16 protein-coding genes are annotated in these 17309 nt (G+C 33.1%); all 16 read right to left on the bottom strand.

Annotation, left to right across the window (positions count from 1 at the left end; translation table 11 throughout):
* Positions 1 to 5: 5 nt before the first annotated feature.
* The 16 genes from CLRAG_RS16940 to CLRAG_RS16865 all read right to left on the bottom strand — a co-directional run bounded on the left by CLRAG_RS16940 (position 6) and on the right by CLRAG_RS16865 (position 16917).
* Positions 6 to 1913: a DUF1533 domain-containing protein gene (locus tag CLRAG_RS16940; RefSeq protein WP_065079486.1), complete on the bottom strand. Its 1908-nt coding sequence runs from the start codon at positions 1911 to 1913 to the stop codon at positions 6 to 8.
* A gap of 444 nt (positions 1914 to 2357) precedes the next feature.
* On the bottom strand, positions 2358 to 3839 hold the full coding sequence (locus CLRAG_RS16935; RefSeq protein WP_065079485.1) for a hypothetical protein: 1482 nt from the start codon (positions 3837 to 3839) through the stop codon (positions 2358 to 2360).
* A 40-nt stretch (positions 3840 to 3879) separates the two neighbouring features.
* Entirely contained in the window at positions 3880 to 4995 is a 1116-nt protein-coding gene (locus CLRAG_RS16930) for a molybdopterin-dependent oxidoreductase (RefSeq protein ID WP_065079484.1), read from the bottom strand.
* 42 nt (positions 4996 to 5037) lie between these two features.
* Positions 5038 to 5784, bottom strand: a complete 747-nt coding sequence (locus CLRAG_RS16925) for an energy-coupling factor transporter transmembrane component T family protein (protein ID WP_065079483.1) — start codon at positions 5782 to 5784, stop codon at positions 5038 to 5040.
* A 3-nt stretch (positions 5785 to 5787) separates the two neighbouring features.
* The gene (locus tag CLRAG_RS16920) at positions 5788 to 6441 is read right to left on the bottom strand and encodes an energy-coupling factor ABC transporter ATP-binding protein (RefSeq protein ID WP_065079482.1); all 654 of its coding nucleotides are present in this window, start codon (positions 6439 to 6441) and stop codon (positions 5788 to 5790) included.
* A complete protein-coding gene (locus CLRAG_RS16915) occupies positions 6428 to 7180 on the bottom strand; it encodes an ABC transporter ATP-binding protein (RefSeq protein WP_065079481.1) in 753 nt (250 codons plus the stop codon). Before CLRAG_RS16915 ends, CLRAG_RS16920 begins: the two co-directional genes overlap by 14 nt.
* Complete coding sequence (locus tag CLRAG_RS16910; RefSeq protein ID WP_065079480.1) at positions 7177 to 7713, bottom strand: molybdopterin-dependent oxidoreductase; 537 nt, start codon at positions 7711 to 7713, stop codon at positions 7177 to 7179. Before CLRAG_RS16910 ends, CLRAG_RS16915 begins: the two co-directional genes overlap by 4 nt.
* Positions 7691 to 8293 (bottom strand): ECF transporter S component, encoded by a 603-nt coding sequence (locus tag CLRAG_RS16905; protein WP_065079479.1) that lies wholly within the window; start codon positions 8291 to 8293, stop codon positions 7691 to 7693. Before CLRAG_RS16905 ends, CLRAG_RS16910 begins: the two co-directional genes overlap by 23 nt.
* Before the next feature lie 14 nt (positions 8294 to 8307).
* Positions 8308 to 8622 carry a DUF2149 domain-containing protein gene (locus tag CLRAG_RS16900; protein ID WP_065079478.1) on the bottom strand — a complete coding sequence of 105 codons (315 nt, stop codon included), beginning with the start codon at positions 8620 to 8622 and terminating at the stop codon, positions 8308 to 8310.
* A complete protein-coding gene (locus CLRAG_RS16895; protein ID WP_242872166.1) occupies positions 8600 to 9253 on the bottom strand; it encodes a MotA/TolQ/ExbB proton channel family protein in 654 nt (217 codons plus the stop codon). Before CLRAG_RS16895 ends, CLRAG_RS16900 begins: the two co-directional genes overlap by 23 nt.
* Positions 9250 to 11445 (bottom strand): Ig-like domain-containing protein, encoded by a 2196-nt coding sequence (locus tag CLRAG_RS16890; RefSeq protein WP_167351586.1) that lies wholly within the window; start codon positions 11443 to 11445, stop codon positions 9250 to 9252. Before CLRAG_RS16890 ends, CLRAG_RS16895 begins: the two co-directional genes overlap by 4 nt.
* A gap of 410 nt (positions 11446 to 11855) precedes the next feature.
* Positions 11856 to 12638, bottom strand: coding sequence for an ABC transporter ATP-binding protein (locus CLRAG_RS16885; protein ID WP_065079476.1), 783 nt, complete (start codon positions 12636 to 12638; stop codon positions 11856 to 11858).
* A gap of 52 nt (positions 12639 to 12690) precedes the next feature.
* Complete coding sequence (locus CLRAG_RS16880; protein WP_065079475.1) at positions 12691 to 13731, bottom strand: ABC transporter substrate-binding protein; 1041 nt, start codon at positions 13729 to 13731, stop codon at positions 12691 to 12693.
* 288 nt (positions 13732 to 14019) lie between these two features.
* Complete coding sequence (locus CLRAG_RS16875; protein WP_065079474.1) at positions 14020 to 14562, bottom strand: nucleoside-triphosphatase; 543 nt, start codon at positions 14560 to 14562, stop codon at positions 14020 to 14022.
* Entirely contained in the window at positions 14559 to 15635 is a 1077-nt protein-coding gene (locus tag CLRAG_RS16870; protein ID WP_154105017.1) for a FecCD family ABC transporter permease, read from the bottom strand. Before CLRAG_RS16870 ends, CLRAG_RS16875 begins: the two co-directional genes overlap by 4 nt.
* 64 nt (positions 15636 to 15699) lie before the next feature.
* Positions 15700 to 16917, bottom strand: coding sequence for a molybdopterin molybdotransferase MoeA (locus CLRAG_RS16865; protein ID WP_065079473.1), 1218 nt, complete (start codon positions 16915 to 16917; stop codon positions 15700 to 15702).
* Positions 16918 to 17309 lie beyond the last annotated feature (392 nt).

Here is a 17309-nt window from a genome sequence, read left to right as displayed (position 1 = left end):
AATTACTACTGAAATACTACTGGATTGACATTAGTATCATTTGTCAGCTGATCTACTACGTATATCTTTATAACATCACCTTCATTAACATTAAAACCTGCCCCAGCAGAAGATACCATATCAAAATCTGCTGTAGTAGCATTCATATCTATTAGCACACCCTTACTATATTTAGCAAAAACTACTGTTTCATTACCTTGATGAGATTTAACAGGAGCAACTTTTGTGGAAAAATATTTTAATCCAGAAACACCGCTGTTAACAGTTAATGTAGTTATTCCTTTGTCATCTGATCCAACCTTACATGCAGCATCCTCCACTGGAGTAATCTTATAAATTGGTGTTGTTGGAATCGGTGCTGGTGCTTTCTGTATTGTCTGTGTCACTTCCGCATCACTATAGCCTTTAGCTTGTACTGCTATCTTATAATCTCCTGCTGCTGTAAACACGCTGCCGTTTATTGTGATCTTTCCTGCTGTTATACTGTACTTACTGCTGTCTAATGCAGTTCCATTTACAGTAATTCCTGTTACAGCATTTCTCCATGCTGCATCATCTGTAAATGCTAAATCTATTGACTGACCTGCTGTGTTATTACTGCTATCTGCTGTCAATGCTGGTGCTGGTGCTTTCTGTATTGTTTGTGTCACTTCCGCATCACTATAGCCTGTGGCTTGTACTGCTATTTTATAATCTCCTGCTGCTGTAAATTCACTGCCGTCTATTGTTATCTTTCCTGCTGTTATGTTGTACTTGCTGCTGTCTAATGCCTTTCCATTTACAGTAATTCCTGTTACAGCATTTCTCCATGCTGCATCATCTGTAAATGTTAAATCTATTGACTGACCTGCTGTGTTATTACTGCTGTCTGCTGTCATAGATGGTGGTGCTGCAACTGGTGCTGCCTTTATTGTCTGTGTTACTGCTGCATCATTATATCCTTTAGCTTGTACTGCTATCTTATAATCTCCTGCTGCTGTAAATTCACTGCCGTCTATTGTTATCTTTCCTGCTGATATGCTGTACTTGCTGCTGTCTAATGCAGTTCCATTTACAGTAACTCCTGTTACAGCACCTCTCCATGCTGCGTCATCTGTAAAACTAAAATCAACTGATTGTCCTGCTGTTTTCCCAGCTGTATCTGCTGTCATGGCTGGTGCCTGAGGTAAAATAATATCTACACGATATGTCCATCTCGCATATCCATTTGTCATTGAATCACAATTTGTAACATTTTTTATGGTCTGTCCATAACAGAAACGAAATGTTTCAACACCAGTCATTGTCTTACTCTTTAACTCACTTTCTCCTGTACTACCTGGTGTTGTAACGAAATTAAAGTATCTATCTTGAAAAGAATTTACAGCAAACATTGGCTCTACTTCTGTAGGATTATCAAGTGCTCCACTGGTAGTTTTAGGATCTCCAGTATCAGGATCTACAGAAAAATTAGCATATAGATTTGGAAAATAGTATCTTTTAGAGCCATATAAAAAACTTCTCAAATATGTTCTATAAGGATTGGGCTTTGTATCTGTACAATAAAGCTTAACCGCACTATAATTAGCTGCATCTGTATTATAGTTCTTTGCCAAATCATTTATTAATGTGGTCAATAAAACTCCTTGTGCCTTAGTACCAACTGCCGCTGGCATAGCATCAATAGAAGAGTAATATACCGGATCAGGTGTCTGAAGAGCCCTCATTTCTGCCATAGAGTATTCATGCAGTGGTATGGTTTGTCCATTTTTAACAATATAAACTGCAAAATCTGTTGCTGGATCAGAATGATCTGTCTTAGCTGAAACTGCTGAAGACGGACCGACAAAGGTAATCAAACTCAATATCATAAATACACTTAAAATCCAACTGGTTATCTTCTTAAAGTTAAAGTTTGTTTTGATTATCTGCATATTTTATCCCCCTTTTTGATTATCATATTATTGATTTATATATTTGAGGCTAAGTTAAAATAATCAGGTTTTTAACCCAATTTATGCTTATAAATCATCATCCCCTTCGTTACTTTTTGTATTGTAATATTGTGAGATTATTGTCAGCCTCATATGATAACTTTCCCGCAATATAGACCTCGCTAACATTACTCTATATAACAATCAATTTATCCGATCGCTATCATTGCTAACACCCCCATCGCACTCTGTGAAAGCGACTATCACCAAATCAAAGATTTGGGATATCTGCTTTTCTTCAAAGTGGGGGATAAGCACTGCTACGCGCCTGGATAAGTTCTTCTAAGGTTCAGATGGAGAAAATGCATTCCTTATAAGCAAACTCCACCTGAACCTTAGAATCACTTGATATTTGTTAAGTATTGTATTTTGTTTTATTTAATTCTAGCTATTATTATTTAATATCACATAGGGAATAATCATTCTATCGCATGACAGATCTCTCCCTAAATCTGTCTGTTCTCCTTGACTGCCTGTGATAATAACCTTTCCAGGCCATTTTTTTTCAATTTCAGCTATATAATTATCAACTACAGTAACTGACTGCATAGCTTGACTACTTAACTGACCATAATGATTTGTGACGTCATTTATATTGTGGAATTTTATACATAGAAGGTCATATCCGTTATCTATCCCTGTAGTTAGTACTACATTGTCCAATTCATCATCTGCACTGCCACTTTTATTCTTATCAGCAACTAAAATCTGCTTTGCTCCAGTTTTTATAAGTTCTTTTCCTGAATCAATAAAAAGAGCTTTTTTTTTCAGCTTGCTAGCTTCTGTGAAAATTGACGGCAACTTCAGTTCCTTATTATTAGATGATATAATGCCGTTATCACAAGGTGCCTGTCCGGTAATCATAGATGCAAACCATACATTTGACTTTATAGGATAAACTCCTATAGATTGAACTGCCTTATTGTTTTTAGCCAAAAATGGTGCATATCCATTTTTTATGGCATATTCATACTGTTTGTAATTAAATCCATCCAGTATTATTACCAAAACCTTTTTGCCATCTTCAAGATAATGCATCGTATCATAGTAAGTATCCATAATAGTCGCAGAAGGTGGATCAACCACAACACCTTTTACTCTATTAATGACTTCACGTGTATCCGGCTGAATATAATCAATATTGCTGCCTTTCAATTGAAAATATCCCTGATTGTCCACCTGACTCCATTCACCTTTTTCTCCTAAAAGTAATATCTTACCTGAGACATTTACACCTGTTAAATCCCCCAACTTAAAAACTTTCCTCCTTGTATACACCTTAGACTCATAAGTTTTTCCTCCATCTTTCAAAGATGCCTCTCCTTCAAAATATGGATATTCGGTTATGGTACCTGCGTAAAGTTTTCCCGGAGTAGTTTTAACTAATCTTCTGTTACAATTTATAATGTTAAAATCATATTTATCTGAATTACCTTCTGACACAACCACTATATTTTGAATAGATTTAGCATTAGCATTTACAGGGTGCTTGGTACATATTACTTCCCATCCATTTTTAGAGGTAAATGAAATAAAACAATCCTCAATCTGTTCAGATTTAATAATAGAGGTAAACCCATCGCTTCCCTCTAAATAAAGTTGAAAAGTTTTATCTAATGGCTTTAACTTATTTAAAATATTTGCTAATTTAGTAACCTTATACTTTGTACCTTGAAATTTTATCTCCTCAAGTTTGCCTATATCTTTTAAGCTATGAAAGGTTATACTGTTTGGAACATCTCCAATAATGCTTAAAGTAGGAATGAATGAAGTTTGATTGCTTTTTTGAATATCAACTGCAGCTATCCCTAATATAAAGCCTATCAGTAGAACTCCTAAGCCCAAAAGCAATTTTTTCTTATTCAATTATTACATCCCCTTTCAATAAGCCTTATATAGGCCACATTTACTGAATTGCTTCAATAGACAACAAGTTATCCATATTGTTCTTTCCATTCACTCCTGTAGAAAATGCAACTGTTTTTCCTTCTTTTAAATAAATAACTCCTTCTGATAACTCATCAGGTGTTAATTGAATGCTAGTTCCGTTTAAATTAGTCAATTTATAACCCTTCGCATTGGTCATCCCTACTTGTTTAATAATTTCTGAAAAATCAATTCCATGTATATCGTCAATGCCTGTTTGTTTTAAAACCTTATTTCCTTGAGATATAGAAAATACCGCTGCATCACCATAGTTAATAAACATCAAATCCCTAACATGCATTCCTTGTGGAAATTGTGGAGCCATAAATTTGGGTGCATCTTTGCCAGTTATTTTTATATATGCACTTAAAAAGTTTTCTTTTGTTTCATTTTTTCTAAGTCCATCCCCTGCTACCATAGAAACATTTTTTACTGTAGAATCATTAATGTTTGCATATTTTTTAATTAGATCCTTCGTTTTTATAGCTTTATCAATACTGTCATAATATTTGTAATCTTCTTGAGACATATTACTTGAAGCTGTTTCTAAGAAAACTACTTTTCTACATGACTTTACATTTTCACCAGTTTCAAAATCAACTTGCTTCAGCATTTTTACCCAATACATAGCCCTTTCCCCTGGAATAACAATATGGAGAGGCTGATCTTCTTTTAAGGGTTTTCCATCAATAATATATGCCATAATTATCTGACGGCTGTTTAATATGTCTGATGGAACAGCAATTGAATAATTGTCTTTAGCTATAAAACGTATTGTAGTAAAATTTTTTTGTTTCTTACCATATTTAGATAAAAATGTGTCAAGTAAAGGCCCTGTAGCTTTAAGACTGACCTCTTCACCATTAGATCTTGTTGCTTCACCACGTTTCGTAACTGTGTCCAATTGTCTTAAATCTTTTATGCTAACTTCAAAATCTGTATCTTTAAGTCCATGTATTAGTATTTTTTGATTGTCATAAGATAATGTGGTATTTTTACCTTCAGATAATGGATTTATTAGATTTTTACAAACTACAATACCTATCAAAATCAAAATTATCACTGCTAATAAGTATAATTTCTTAAATTTATGCATAACATTAACCCTTCTTTACATTTAGAATTCATTATCTAAAAATTATCTATAAGAATATGCAAAATACAATATAAGTGAAATAACTCCTAAAACCAGACATCCTTTTAGCATCCATTTTTCTTTGCTGCTTAATTCTACATGATAGTAAGATGTTCTCTTATCCCCTATACCAAATCCCCGTAGTTCCATAACAAGAGCAATTTCTTGAGTTTTTTGTATAATTCTCACAAGGATTGGTAATATAAAAGAACTATAAATTGAGACTTTTTCTTTAATGGACAATTTTTCAGTCCTAATACCTCTCAATTGTAGAGCTGCATAAACATCTTGAATCTCCTCTTTTAACAAAGGGAAAAATTCCAGTGCCATTTTAATCATAAATGCAATTTCATAGGGCATACCCCACTGCTGTAATCCCTGTATAAGCTTTCTCTCATTTAATGCTGCTAATAGAAATACAGAATAAACAATAATTAACATTCGTAAAAAAATAGCTAGTCCCATAAATAGTCCTTTATCAGTTAAAAGAACAGTGTTATGTATATGCCACAAAATTCTTCCTTGCGGCTGCAATAAGCTTTGTAAAAAAGTCATCGTTGGAAAAATTAAAAACAGTGGAATAAGATTTTTGCATTTTTTATAAAAAGGTATCTTAAAATATATCAAAAATCCAAAAGTTAAAACAGTTAGTGCCAATAACCAGGGAATGCTGCGGAAGATGACTGCTAAAGTTGATATAGTTAAAACTAATATTAAAGGTACTCTAGGATCAATAGAAGAAATTTTCATTTTTTATATACTCCTATAGGCAGAATAAAAAGACAATGTATCACTGCAAAAATTCTTTACAAAAGATAAATCATGACTTACTAAAATTAATCCTAAACCGTTTTTTTGCAATTTTTTAAGGAAATACCCTAATTTAGCCTTTCTCAATGGGTCAAGTCCTGTAGTTGGTTCATCTAAAATTAATAACCTAGGCTTTAAGACAGATACAGCAGCTAATGCTAGTATTTGCTTTTCACCTCCACTCAAAGTGAAAGGAGACACATGTTCTAGTTCTTTTAAATCAAAGAAATCTATCATTTCTTCTAATTTATTTTGAATCATCTTTTTCTTCCACCCTCGAATATGCAAGGCATAAGTTATTTCCTCGGCAACGCTTGGCATAAACAGCTGTCGTTCAGGATTTTGCATCACATAGCCAATTGACTCGCCTATTTTACCTAGTGTCATTTTTGAAATATCCATTCCTTCTAGATAAATTATTCCTTTAATTGGTTTAAGAATGCCTAATATCAATTTAAGCAGTGTAGTTTTACCACATCCATTAGGGCCTATAATTCCGAGACTTTCACCCTCAAGTACTTCAAAGGAAAGCTTGTCAATTAACATTTTTTCTGTAGAGTATTGGAAAGAAATCTGCTCCACTTTAAGCAAAGTCATGATCTTTTGCTCCTTTAAAAAAATTTCTAATTAGTTTTGCATAGTAGTGTTCAATCATATTTACTTCAGCAGGAAGTAACCTTCCCTCCTGCATTAAGTACAAATTATCCATATATCTAAGCCTTTCCACTTGATGATCAATCACTATAATAGTTTTTCCTTCTTTTTTCCACACTTCTAATATTTGCTGCACTCGCTGGCAAGATTTTTTATCCAGGTTACTCATTACCTCATCTAAAATAATAATAGGTGGATTCATACTCATTACTGCTGCCAAAGCTACTAGATGTTTTTCCCCTCCTGAAAGCTGCTTAGGTGCCCTAAAAGCTAGATGTGTAATTTCTACCTTATCCATAATTTCTTTTACCCTAGTTTTAATTTTTTCAGGCTGCCAGCATAGATTTTCCAAAGGGAATGCAATCTCATCTTCAACTCGATTAGTTAAAAGCTGCCAATCGGCATTTTGAAATACAATACCTACTTTAGTCCCAACTTGTGACAGTGTATAATTTTTAATAGATTTTCCTAAAATAGTAACTTCACCTTCCAAATTTCCTGAAATCCTAGAGGGAATAGCACCACACAAAATTAAACATAAAGTGCTTTTTCCACATCCACTTAAGCCTACAATGCCAACACTTTCTCCTTCCTGCACAGAAAAAGAAACATTCTTTAATATCTTTTTTTCTCTACCAGAATAAGAAAATGTCAATTTATTAACGGTAACAGCTGTACTCACTCTACATCCACCTCACTAAGATACTTGCACCAACGTTGCCCAAATGCATCCTTACGAGGTACAACCATATATGGTCCTTTTCCCCCTTGTTTCCTGTTCTTTAACAATTTTCCATCTTCTTTGTAGACTAAATACACATTATCCTTTTCTTTTACTTCCTCTACGGAAAATGATACCGCATACCCATCAACTCCTCTTAGAACTACTTGCTTTTTTCCATTTAATATATTTTTATCTTGTCGTTCCAAAACCTTTCTCATAGAAATTCCTTTATAGCTATGCTTTTCAGGAGGCCGTCCTCCCGCATGTATCACAGCTGAAAAATTTTCAGCCTGCATACTCACAATTATTTCTTTATTCAAAGTTGCAATAACTTTTTTTCCGTCTTTTAAAGCAATTTTTTCTCCTGAAGTATCCTTTAAAGTCATCTGACTGTGATTAAAATAAGCAAGAATTCCTATGATTAATAGCAAAGCCATTATTAAAACAAATAAAATATTGCGATTTCTTTTATTTATAAATATCTCCTCCATTTTTCTTATTCTCTTGGTTGTAATTTAAGGTACCAATATTAACTTTACGTAATTTCTTTAAAATTAAATAAGCTAATATTCCTCCTAAACCCCCTGATAACATAGAAACAGAAAGGCAAAGAAATAGGGCAATCCACGGCAAGTTAAAAAAAATGCTAGACACCAAGAAAGTTCCTGTTATATTAGCTGCAGCTCCGCTTAAAAAACTGCATAAAGGACAGCATACTCTATGTCCCATAAATTTCAATACTAAATCTACGCTAACTCCCGGCAATGCATAAGTTACTAAACTAAAAGCCCCATGATTTCCAAAGAAGCCTAAAAACATGATCAACATTCCCTGGGTAAGTCCAATTAATGTACCTGCTCCTGATTTAGTAACTAATCCTGCACCAAGAACAATCCACATCATATATAATCCTCCTATTACAGATCCACCAGGAATAAGCAAAGGAGCTGTAAGTACATGTCCTAAAGATGCTACCACCGGTTTTGCCGCAATTCCCAAAGCAGAAATCAATGCTATTAAAGCTAACTCAAATATGGTAAACCGGGTTATAAATTTTTTCCACAACTTCATATATATTTACCTCATCATTTATCACTTATCATAAACAACTTTCCCGTAGCAGGATCCTTGTATACACTGCCCATCTTTTTATAAAGCTTTCCTTTCTGTTTGCTTTCTTTTAGGTCACGTCGTATATTTTGGTTTTGTGTAACATCTTTTCCTTTGTTTAAATTAATATGCTCCTTTGGCTGATCTAAATCTACATTCCAATGCATAATCAAGGAAAGCATTAATCCACAGGCAAACACCAGCATAGCATCTACAATATTTATGACACCTTGAAGAGGATCAACCTCTTCTATCCTAAGCCTTCTTCTATTTCTTAATCTCCCGTTCATGTTCAAACACCTCCAACAAACATTCCATTAAAGATTCAACCGAGCTTACATAATCCTCATACCATCCTTTTCTTAACTTGGAGATAAAAAAAGCAACACCTGCTGATGCCAAGCCAGATACTGTAGCATCAAAAGCAGTAAGCAAAGAATCTGCCAATGTCTTAGTGTCGCCCTGCCCAAGGGCAATAAGTCCTGGTCCAAGAGGTATAAGGGTAGCCATCAAGCCAAACATCGGTCCAAGACGTACTACTATATCTGTTTTGGAAGTTATTTTGTCATAATGTAGTTCTTCTCTTATGAGCAATTTACTTGCCAAAGCCTGCAAGGAACCAATTGGCAAATAGCTGTATTTTACCCATTCGCTAAATACTGCTTTTTGACGTTTAAATAAGGAACTATGCTCAATTTTATCCATAATGTATTCAGAATCCTTACCTTGAAAATCCGCAACCAGTTCTGGTATATTTATTTTTACCTTACGCCTCTCCACAATAATTTCTACTATTAAACTTCCAAGCTCTACTATCGTTAAAGCCATAAATAAAAACAAAATAGCAATAGTAGGTATTAACAGTGCACTAGTTATTGCATGCAGCACGCTTTTTACAGATATTAATGAAAAATCTATCACTTTGTTACCCCCTTAACATATTTTAAATATCTTCTGATTGATCCAAAAAGTAATAAGAGTACACTTATCACCGCTACACAAATTCTTGAGCTTTCATCTTCCTTTTGCATTTGCAAAGGAGATGCATCTTCTGACATTTCATAAGCACGCCATGGCTGATCACCTGCTTCCTGTTGGGATTCAGAAACTTCGTCTGCACCTGATTTTACATCTTTTCCTGTGAGATAACTTGATCCAGCATTAGATGATTTTTGTGACATTTCTTTATTATCATTTTTCTTAGTTGATTTATTACTGTTTTTGTTATTTGCTGCACTGCTTAGAGATTTACTTCCTGTCTTATCTAAAGTATTTATAGTACAAACATCTGTTTTACCTCCAACTTTTGTGCTTACAGTGATATTAGCAGTTCCATTTCCAACAATCGTAACTTTTCCATTTTCATCTACTTTAGCAACATCAGTATTGCTTGAACTCCAATTTAGTCTTTTATCCGAATCTTTACCACCACTTACATTTGCCGTTAAATTAAAAGTACTTCCTACTTTAAGATTTGCTATATTTTGATTTAAAGTAACTCCTGCTGGAGGCTTGCCTCCTAGCATAACTTCAATAGCATGTATCCATTTTGCAGATTTGAATGCATTATGAGTACTCGTATCAGTTTGTCCAAAAACCAATCTATAGCGAGTATCAGTTTGCATATCAGTAAAATCAGGGGAAGTAGCAAAACGTTTCCAGTTATCCTCATAAGCTATAATTGCATTGACTTTAACTGGTTTATCTGCTGCTCTTGACAAAGCTGATCCCGTATCATCATCCCAATGAGTCGGAAGATTCGGATAATAATAACGAGTTGTATCCAACAAATACGACTTTGGAATCGATTGATACCAACCAACTTTAACATCAGTGCAATAAAAATGAAATTCTTCTATTGAATTCATGTCAATACCTGCATTTGACAATAAATCAGTTAATTTAACCCCCCTAGCAGACTCTAAAACTACTGCAGGCATATTATCTATAAAAGTATAAGTCTGTGCCACTTGCGGAAATGCTTGTAAATCTTTTAGCGAATAAACCTTTTTTACATAATAAGGTCCTCCATAATACCCTACTTTAATTGTCAGTGTATCTGCTGCTGCTCCTTTGATACCGGTTCCTGTGCTTAATCTATTTGTAGGTGGATTATCTTCTGTTGGTTCTTTATTTTTATTATTATCTGCTGGGTTTTCTTTACCAACTGTGAAATTAAATTTTGCTGCATAATTTTTTGGATTTTCTGCCTCAAAAACAATATTATATTTTCCTTCAGCAGCATTTGCATCTAATTTAAAGCTTGATGTGAAAGTGTTGTTGGTCAATGTAAGGTTTTGTGAATTAAAAATGTTTTTCCCACTGGGGTCATTGATGTGAAACTTTACTCCAATTACATTTTTAGCTGTACCACTTAAATTTATAGGAGTTCCAGATTCACATTTTTGTCCTTCCTTCGGTGAGTCAAGGCTTATTAACGAAGTATCATCATTTAAAATGACATCCATTTTATTTATGAATTTACCGAAATTAACATAAGTACTTTCATTAACACTAGTTTGTCCAAAGAAAAAACTAATTGGTTGATTTTTCTGTAATTTATCCCAATTTTTTTCACTTCCAAAACGCTCCTGATAGGATTGCAAAGCCAGTATCGGCTCTACTGCACTTTTATTTTTCTCAGCATCCGATAAGGAAGCAGTAGGATTAGCTGAGCCTTTATTCCATTTAGCAACTATATCAGGATAATAACTACGCTGGGATCCAAAAAGGTATGACCTAGAATAATTGTGACTCCATCCATCCGTGGAATACAATTTCAAACTCTGTACATCACTAACATTAATATTAGCTTGAGCTAACAAATCCTTGATCAATACTCCTTGAGCGAGAATAATATTTGGTGAAGGCATATAATCTATAGATGAATAAACTTGTTTCACCTGTGTCAATGCCTCTAATTCATTAACACTATAGCTTTTAATTGGAACCATTTTTCCATTCATATTAACTCTGAGTACAAAATCTGCTGATGGATCAGCTTTAGCAATGTTACCTATAGGATTAGTTCCAAAACTAGTGAAAAAAATCGCAAAAAATATTATATAAATTAAAACTTGTTTGAATCTATATTTAAATTTATAATAGTTCACTTTCATCTCACCACCTTTAGCATACTTAGTATTACATTGTGTATGGCTAATTATGACTTTTTAGGGCATATAATGACATTTGTTACAAATATATATAAACATATCATAAATATATTATAATGTATTTATTTTCTATTTGCAATAAAACGTAATATAACATAATAAAACTTTATAATATTTTATGTTTTAATTAAATAATATTTCTTTATGTTACGTTTTATTCTAAATTTTCTTATTACTTATTTAAAACTATTATCTAAACTTTCCCATGGACCATACAAAAATAGGAATGGACATTGATTTGTTTTTTATACAAATCAATGTCCATTCCTATTTTTGAAATAATGTTTTTTGTTATTTAACTATTTCATATGCAGTGCACTTAAAAATTCCATTTTCTTGTTCTTCAATTAATTGATCACAGGTACACAAGCTTTCATCTGTCCTCCATTTGAATTGGGTATGCTAATAATCTTTACATCAATACCATATGCTTCTTTAAGCATATCCTCTGTAACAACTTCATCTACATTACCTACTGTAAATACATTGTTTCTTTGCATAAACGCCACTTTCGTAGAGCATATAAATGCATGGTTAGGATAATGTGAAGTCATAACAACTGCTAGTCCTCTTTTAGAAAGCTTTTTTATTTGATCTAATACTCTAATTTGATTTCCGAAGTCTAAATTAGAAGTTGGCTCATCCATTATGAGCATTTTAGGACATTGTGCAAGTGCCCTGGCAATTAAAACCATCTGTCTCTCCCCACCGCTTATTTCCGTATATATCTTATCTTTTAAATAGGATATATTTAAGACATCTATAGCCTCCTCAGCAATATCTTTATCCTCTTTTGAAGGAGAGGAGAACATTGAAAGATGGGCAGTTCTGCCCATCAATACTACATCAAAAACTTTGTAGGGAAAAGGAGGTGTATGAGCCTGTGGTACATACCCAATATTTTTAGCCAACTGTTTTCTAGACCAGTTATGTATATTTTGTCCATCCAAGAGTATTTCCCCACCTTTAAGCTTTAAGAAACCCAATATAGTCTTAAAAAAAGTAGTTTTGCCTACACCATTTGGCCCCAGTAAACACAATATTTCTCCTGAACTCACACTCATAGATATATCTTTTACAACAACTTTTGTACTATAACCACAACTAACATTTTTTACTTCTAACTTCATATCCGTCCTCTCCTCCCTTTTATCAAATTATGACATTTAGGACGCTTCTATTTTAGTCTAAAGTACCACCAAGCTTTGTATAAGTAGTTCCATAAAACTTTTGATAAAAATCATCTACTTCTTTTGTTATGTTTGTATCTTTAAATACTTCAGGATTTGTTTTTGTACTTAACCACATTATTCCCAAAATTGTCTGTGGACAAGGCATATCCCATGAACTCATTTTTGAAGGTATCAAATAAACTTTTTTATTTTTCACAGCATTTATATCTTTTAAGCCAGCATTATTAAGTACATCCTGAGGTTTTACTCCAGAATATTGTGTAAGAATTATTATATCAGGGTTCCAGCTAATTAACTGCTCTGCAGATATTTCACTCCACTTAGCACTTTTACTTAAAGAACCTGCCACATTTATTCCGCCGCCTAATTCAATAAATGAATTTTGAAACATATTCTTTCCTGGGGTTAAATACATACTTCCTCCTGCCATATATACTTTAGGCTTATTTTTTTGATCTACACTTTTAAATTTATTATTAATAGAAGCTAACTTTTTTGTATAATAATCTATAAATTCATCTGCTTTCTTTTCTTTACCAGTAACTATTCCTAAATTTTTCACAGTAGATTTTAATTCATCAAGGTTCTCTGCATTTACAACAAAAACCTTAATATTTGATTTTTCAAGATTTGGTATGACTTGTTTACTCTTTTTTTGTATAAAAACAATATCTGGTTTAGCAGCTACTACTTGTTCCACATTTAACTCATTGTTGCCTTTAGAAGCAGCTAATTTACTTGCACCTGCTTTTGGTGAAAAGCTTAATGGGTTTTTCATAACTTTCCCATCTGCACCTAAAATATTATTTTGTTCCCCTAAAGCACATAATATCTGTGTTGCTATAGGATAATCACTTAGTACCTTTTCAGCTGGCTTGGATAGCTCTACTTTTCTTCCTAATCCATCAGTAACCGTAATTTTTTTATTATTATCTGCATTAGTTGTACTTGTAGAAGTTGTGCTTTTTCCACAAGCTCCAAAGGTACATACTATTAGTAATAGAATTAAAATTTTAGATATTTTTTTCATTTTTTCTTCCCCCCATGGTTTTTCAAAGTTATTTATAATTAATTCAACTTTCGCACGTATAAATTTTGACTTAATATAAAAACTTTGCGAAGCAAAGCCTTTTAAAAATAACAAAGTTCAAATAACAAAGAACAGATAAAGATGATTTTCATCGTACCTCAGGAAATCTATAATTTTAATATTTTCTGACGTTAGGAAGAAAATTATCCTTATTTGATATTTGAACTTTGTTCTTTGTTCTTTAAGAAAATTGTTTCGCAATTTTCTTAAACTGTGAAAGTTGAGTAATTAACTTTCAACTATCAATTTTTCCTTCAACCTTACATCATTTTCTTGTAAAATCTGAAGAATTTTACCTTCCATAAAATTTCTATTATTTTTATCAATTCTAATTACTTGTACATCTTCTCTCTTTGCTATTTTCTGTACGAAATCTCCATCACATTCTTTTAATACTCCTATAACATGCTTATCACTATTAAGTATTTTAAAAATGGTATCTTTGAATAATGGTGCATTTTCTTCCATAAAACCTAATTCATCAAGTACTATTAAATCTCTGCTATATAAGCTTTTTAAAAGTACATCATTAGCTATAACATTGAATATATCCATATCCATATGCATTTTTTCTTTTTTCATATCATATCTGCCCATAATATAATTATCATCCGGGTTATAAAGTGAAATAACTTTAAAAATTTTCATTCCTTCTGCAAACTCTTTTTCTTGAATAAATCCGCCTATAGAACAATCTATATTTTCAATAACTTTTTCTAATAATGTAGATTTACCTATCCCCTTCTCACCAGTAAAAAAAATTTTTTTCATATCCATCCTCTCCTTCCTTTAATCAAAAGATAAATAAAAAATGGTGCTCCAATTAATGATGTGAGAATTCCTAAGGGAATCTCCATAGAAAAAGCACATCTAGCTATGTCATCAACTAACAAAAGGAATGTACCTCCAATCAATAAGGAAGCAGGTAATAAAGCTTTAAAATTAGGTCCCACAAACATTCTTGCTATATGAGGTATTACAAGTCCTATCCAGCCAATAATACCACTGATTGATACAGCTCCTGCAGTAATTAGAGTTGAACAAAGTATTATAACTATTCTTAACTTTGAAGTATCTACGCCTAAAGATTTTGATTCTTCATCACCAAAGGAAAGTACATTAAGTTTCCACCTCAATAAAATTAACGGTATAATTCCTATTATAAATGGTACCGATAATATTTTGATGTCTTTCATAGTGACAGAAGACAATCCTCCCATCAAATAGAAAGTTATAGCCGGAAGTTTGTCATAGGGATCAGCCACATATTTTGTTATAGAAATAAAAGAAGAGAATAAAGCTGAAACTACCATACCTGTAAGCACAAGTACTAATGTAGCATTATTACCTCTTCCTATGATTAAACTTATTAAATAGGTTATACTAACTGCTGCAAGTCCAAATAGAAATGCTGAAATCTGTACACCAAAGCTGTTAAATGATAAAAGTATTCCAAATGCCGCACCAAATCCCGCACCAGAAGAAGCTCCAAGTATATCTGGAGATACCATTGGATTTTTAAATAAGCCCTGATATGCAGAACCAGCTATAGCTAAGCCTGCTCCAACCAGTAATGCCGACAAAATCCTAGGAATCCTGACATTAAATAAAACTGTGCTAATAGTTTCATATTTTGAATTACCCATCCCTGAAACATTTGATAATATAACATTAAAAAATTGTGATACTGATATAGGATATCTGCCTATAGCTAATGAAATGAAAAAAGAAAGTATTGGTAACAAGACAATAATTATCATAATATAAGTTGTCTTTAATTTTTTCTTCTTTGATTGTGATATAGATTTTTCAGACGAATTAGCCAGTTTCATTTCTTCTAGCATATACTTGTCCTCCTTTTAAACTATAATTAGCCACCTTACAAAGTTGTCCTTTATTATTTAGTATTTAATTCCTTGTTATAAGTTCTATGGGACAGCGCAGCTCAACTTCAACCTTATCTCCTGCTTCATATCCATCAACATCTCCCGGTATACATAAATGAGCATTTGCATGAATCAATCCTTCAACAACAAGTTTGTCACGGCCAATTACTGGCGTACCTTTATACTGCCCGTCCTCATATTTTACAATAATACGTACATAAAAATCGAATGGGCGCTTTGATACAATTGGCTTTGTAAGAACTACTTGTAACCTTTGCGGCTTTATGGTTGGTTGAAAAAGATATTTATTGATAAGGGGCATAACATACCAATCTACTGTATATTCAGCTCCAATTGGCGGGCCTACGATGCCAATTACAGGTTTTCCATAAGCCACAGTAAATGAAGTGTGTTTACCTGGTCCATGCTCTACTTCATGAGCTAGTACTTCTCCTACTTCTCCTAACATTTTTATATTATAGTCCTCAGTACCTTTTGATGATCCCCCATTGATTATTATAATATCCGCCTTTTTTAAAGCATCAAGAAGTGTATTTATAATTTTTTTAGGATCATCGGGAACGATATCATAAACTAGCGGCTGTCCTCCCCAAAGAACAACTTTTGTTCTCATCATTATACTATTAGACTCAACATTTTTACCTAATGGTAATGGTTTTCCTACAGGAACCAATTCATTACCTGTAGGTATAATAGCTACTACAGGTTTTTGCAGCACATCAATCTTATCAATTCCCCCCATAGCAAGTATTTCAAGATGAGATGGTGTAAGTAACGTATGGGACTTTACAAGTACATCACCTTTTTTCATTTTTTGTCCTGCAGGCTGAGTGAGCTCTCCTTTTGCTGAGGGTGCCTTTAGTATTTTTATGTTACCTGATTTGTCTATTTCGACTTCTTCTATTTTGATAACGGTATCATAATCCTTTTTAATAGCAATTCCAGTATTTGCAAAGTCATATTGTACTCCTCTTTTCCAACTAGAAGTATCAGGTATTCCATTCTCAAAATCATGGTAATATATAGCTATGCCATCTAGCCTACTAGTAAGACTATTAGGAAGTGTATTCATAGATGCAATGTCATAAGCACACACTCTTCCTAATCCGTCAATTAGAGATACTTTTTCTATTCGTGATTTTAGGTTACACCTTTCCATTATTCTCTTTAGAGCCTCATTTCCAGGTAGTGATATATGTTCCTCATTTTCACTTTTCATTACTTACCATCCCCCATTACTATCATAATTTATGTAAGTATTTGATAAACAGAGTTCTTGGCATCAGATGGAGTTTTAACTCCATCTGATACTTATTAACAGGATTCTTAGTGCTTCAGCACTTAGAAGGCGTTATCCTTTAGGGAAAATCGTTATCCAGGGACGTAGCTGCTCTTTACTCCCACTTGAAGAAGAAGTGGGGGTATTAGAGCAGGTAGTCATCGGATAAAACAAAAGCGCCTAGACATTTTATAGCCCAGGCGCTCGGCTCTGTCTTAACTTAATATCGCACTCCATGTGGTGAATTTCTATTTTGCCAGTTACGTAATAACATTTATTACAATTTTAACATAATTATATTATATTATATTCTCATCAAGTTTGCAATAAAA

This window comes from Clostridium ragsdalei P11 (assembly GCF_001675165.1).
Lineage (GTDB): Bacteria > Bacillota > Clostridia > Clostridiales > Clostridiaceae > Clostridium_B > Clostridium_B ragsdalei.
The sequence above is the reverse complement of the archived record's forward strand: the minus strand, read 5'-3'. Positions and strand labels throughout refer to the sequence as shown.

Bases quoted from the DNA above. Each gene is read 5' to 3' on its own strand.
- CLRAG_RS16905 (WP_065079479.1), bottom strand. From the start codon at position 8,293: ATGAAGTTGTGGAAAAAATTTATAACCCGGTTTACCATATTTGAGTTA.
- CLRAG_RS16880 (WP_065079475.1), bottom strand. From the start codon at position 13,731: ATGAAAAAAATATCTAAAATTTTAATTCTATTACTAATAGTATGTACC.
- CLRAG_RS16900 (WP_065079478.1), bottom strand. From the start codon at position 8,622: ATGAACGGGAGATTAAGAAATAGAAGAAGGCTTAGGATAGAAGAGGTT.
- CLRAG_RS16930 (WP_065079484.1), bottom strand. From the start codon at position 4,995: ATGCATAAATTTAAGAAATTATACTTATTAGCAGTGATAATTTTGATT.
- CLRAG_RS16885 (WP_065079476.1), bottom strand. From the start codon at position 12,638: ATGAAGTTAGAAGTAAAAAATGTTAGTTGTGGTTATAGTACAAAAGTT.
- CLRAG_RS16875 (WP_065079474.1), bottom strand. From the start codon at position 14,562: ATGAAAAAAATTTTTTTTACTGGTGAGAAGGGGATAGGTAAATCTACA.
- CLRAG_RS16870 (WP_154105017.1), bottom strand. From the start codon at position 15,635: ATGCTAGAAGAAATGAAACTGGCTAATTCGTCTGAAAAATCTATATCA.
- CLRAG_RS16920 (WP_065079482.1), bottom strand. From the start codon at position 6,441: ATGACTTTGCTTAAAGTGGAGCAGATTTCTTTCCAATACTCTACAGAA.
- CLRAG_RS16925 (WP_065079483.1), bottom strand. From the start codon at position 5,784: ATGAAAATTTCTTCTATTGATCCTAGAGTACCTTTAATATTAGTTTTA.
- CLRAG_RS16865 (WP_065079473.1), bottom strand. From the start codon at position 16,917: ATGAAAAGTGAAAATGAGGAACATATATCACTACCTGGAAATGAGGCT.
- CLRAG_RS16910 (WP_065079480.1), bottom strand. From the start codon at position 7,713: ATGGAGGAGATATTTATAAATAAAAGAAATCGCAATATTTTATTTGTT.
- CLRAG_RS16940 (WP_065079486.1), bottom strand. From the start codon at position 1,913: ATGCAGATAATCAAAACAAACTTTAACTTTAAGAAGATAACCAGTTGG.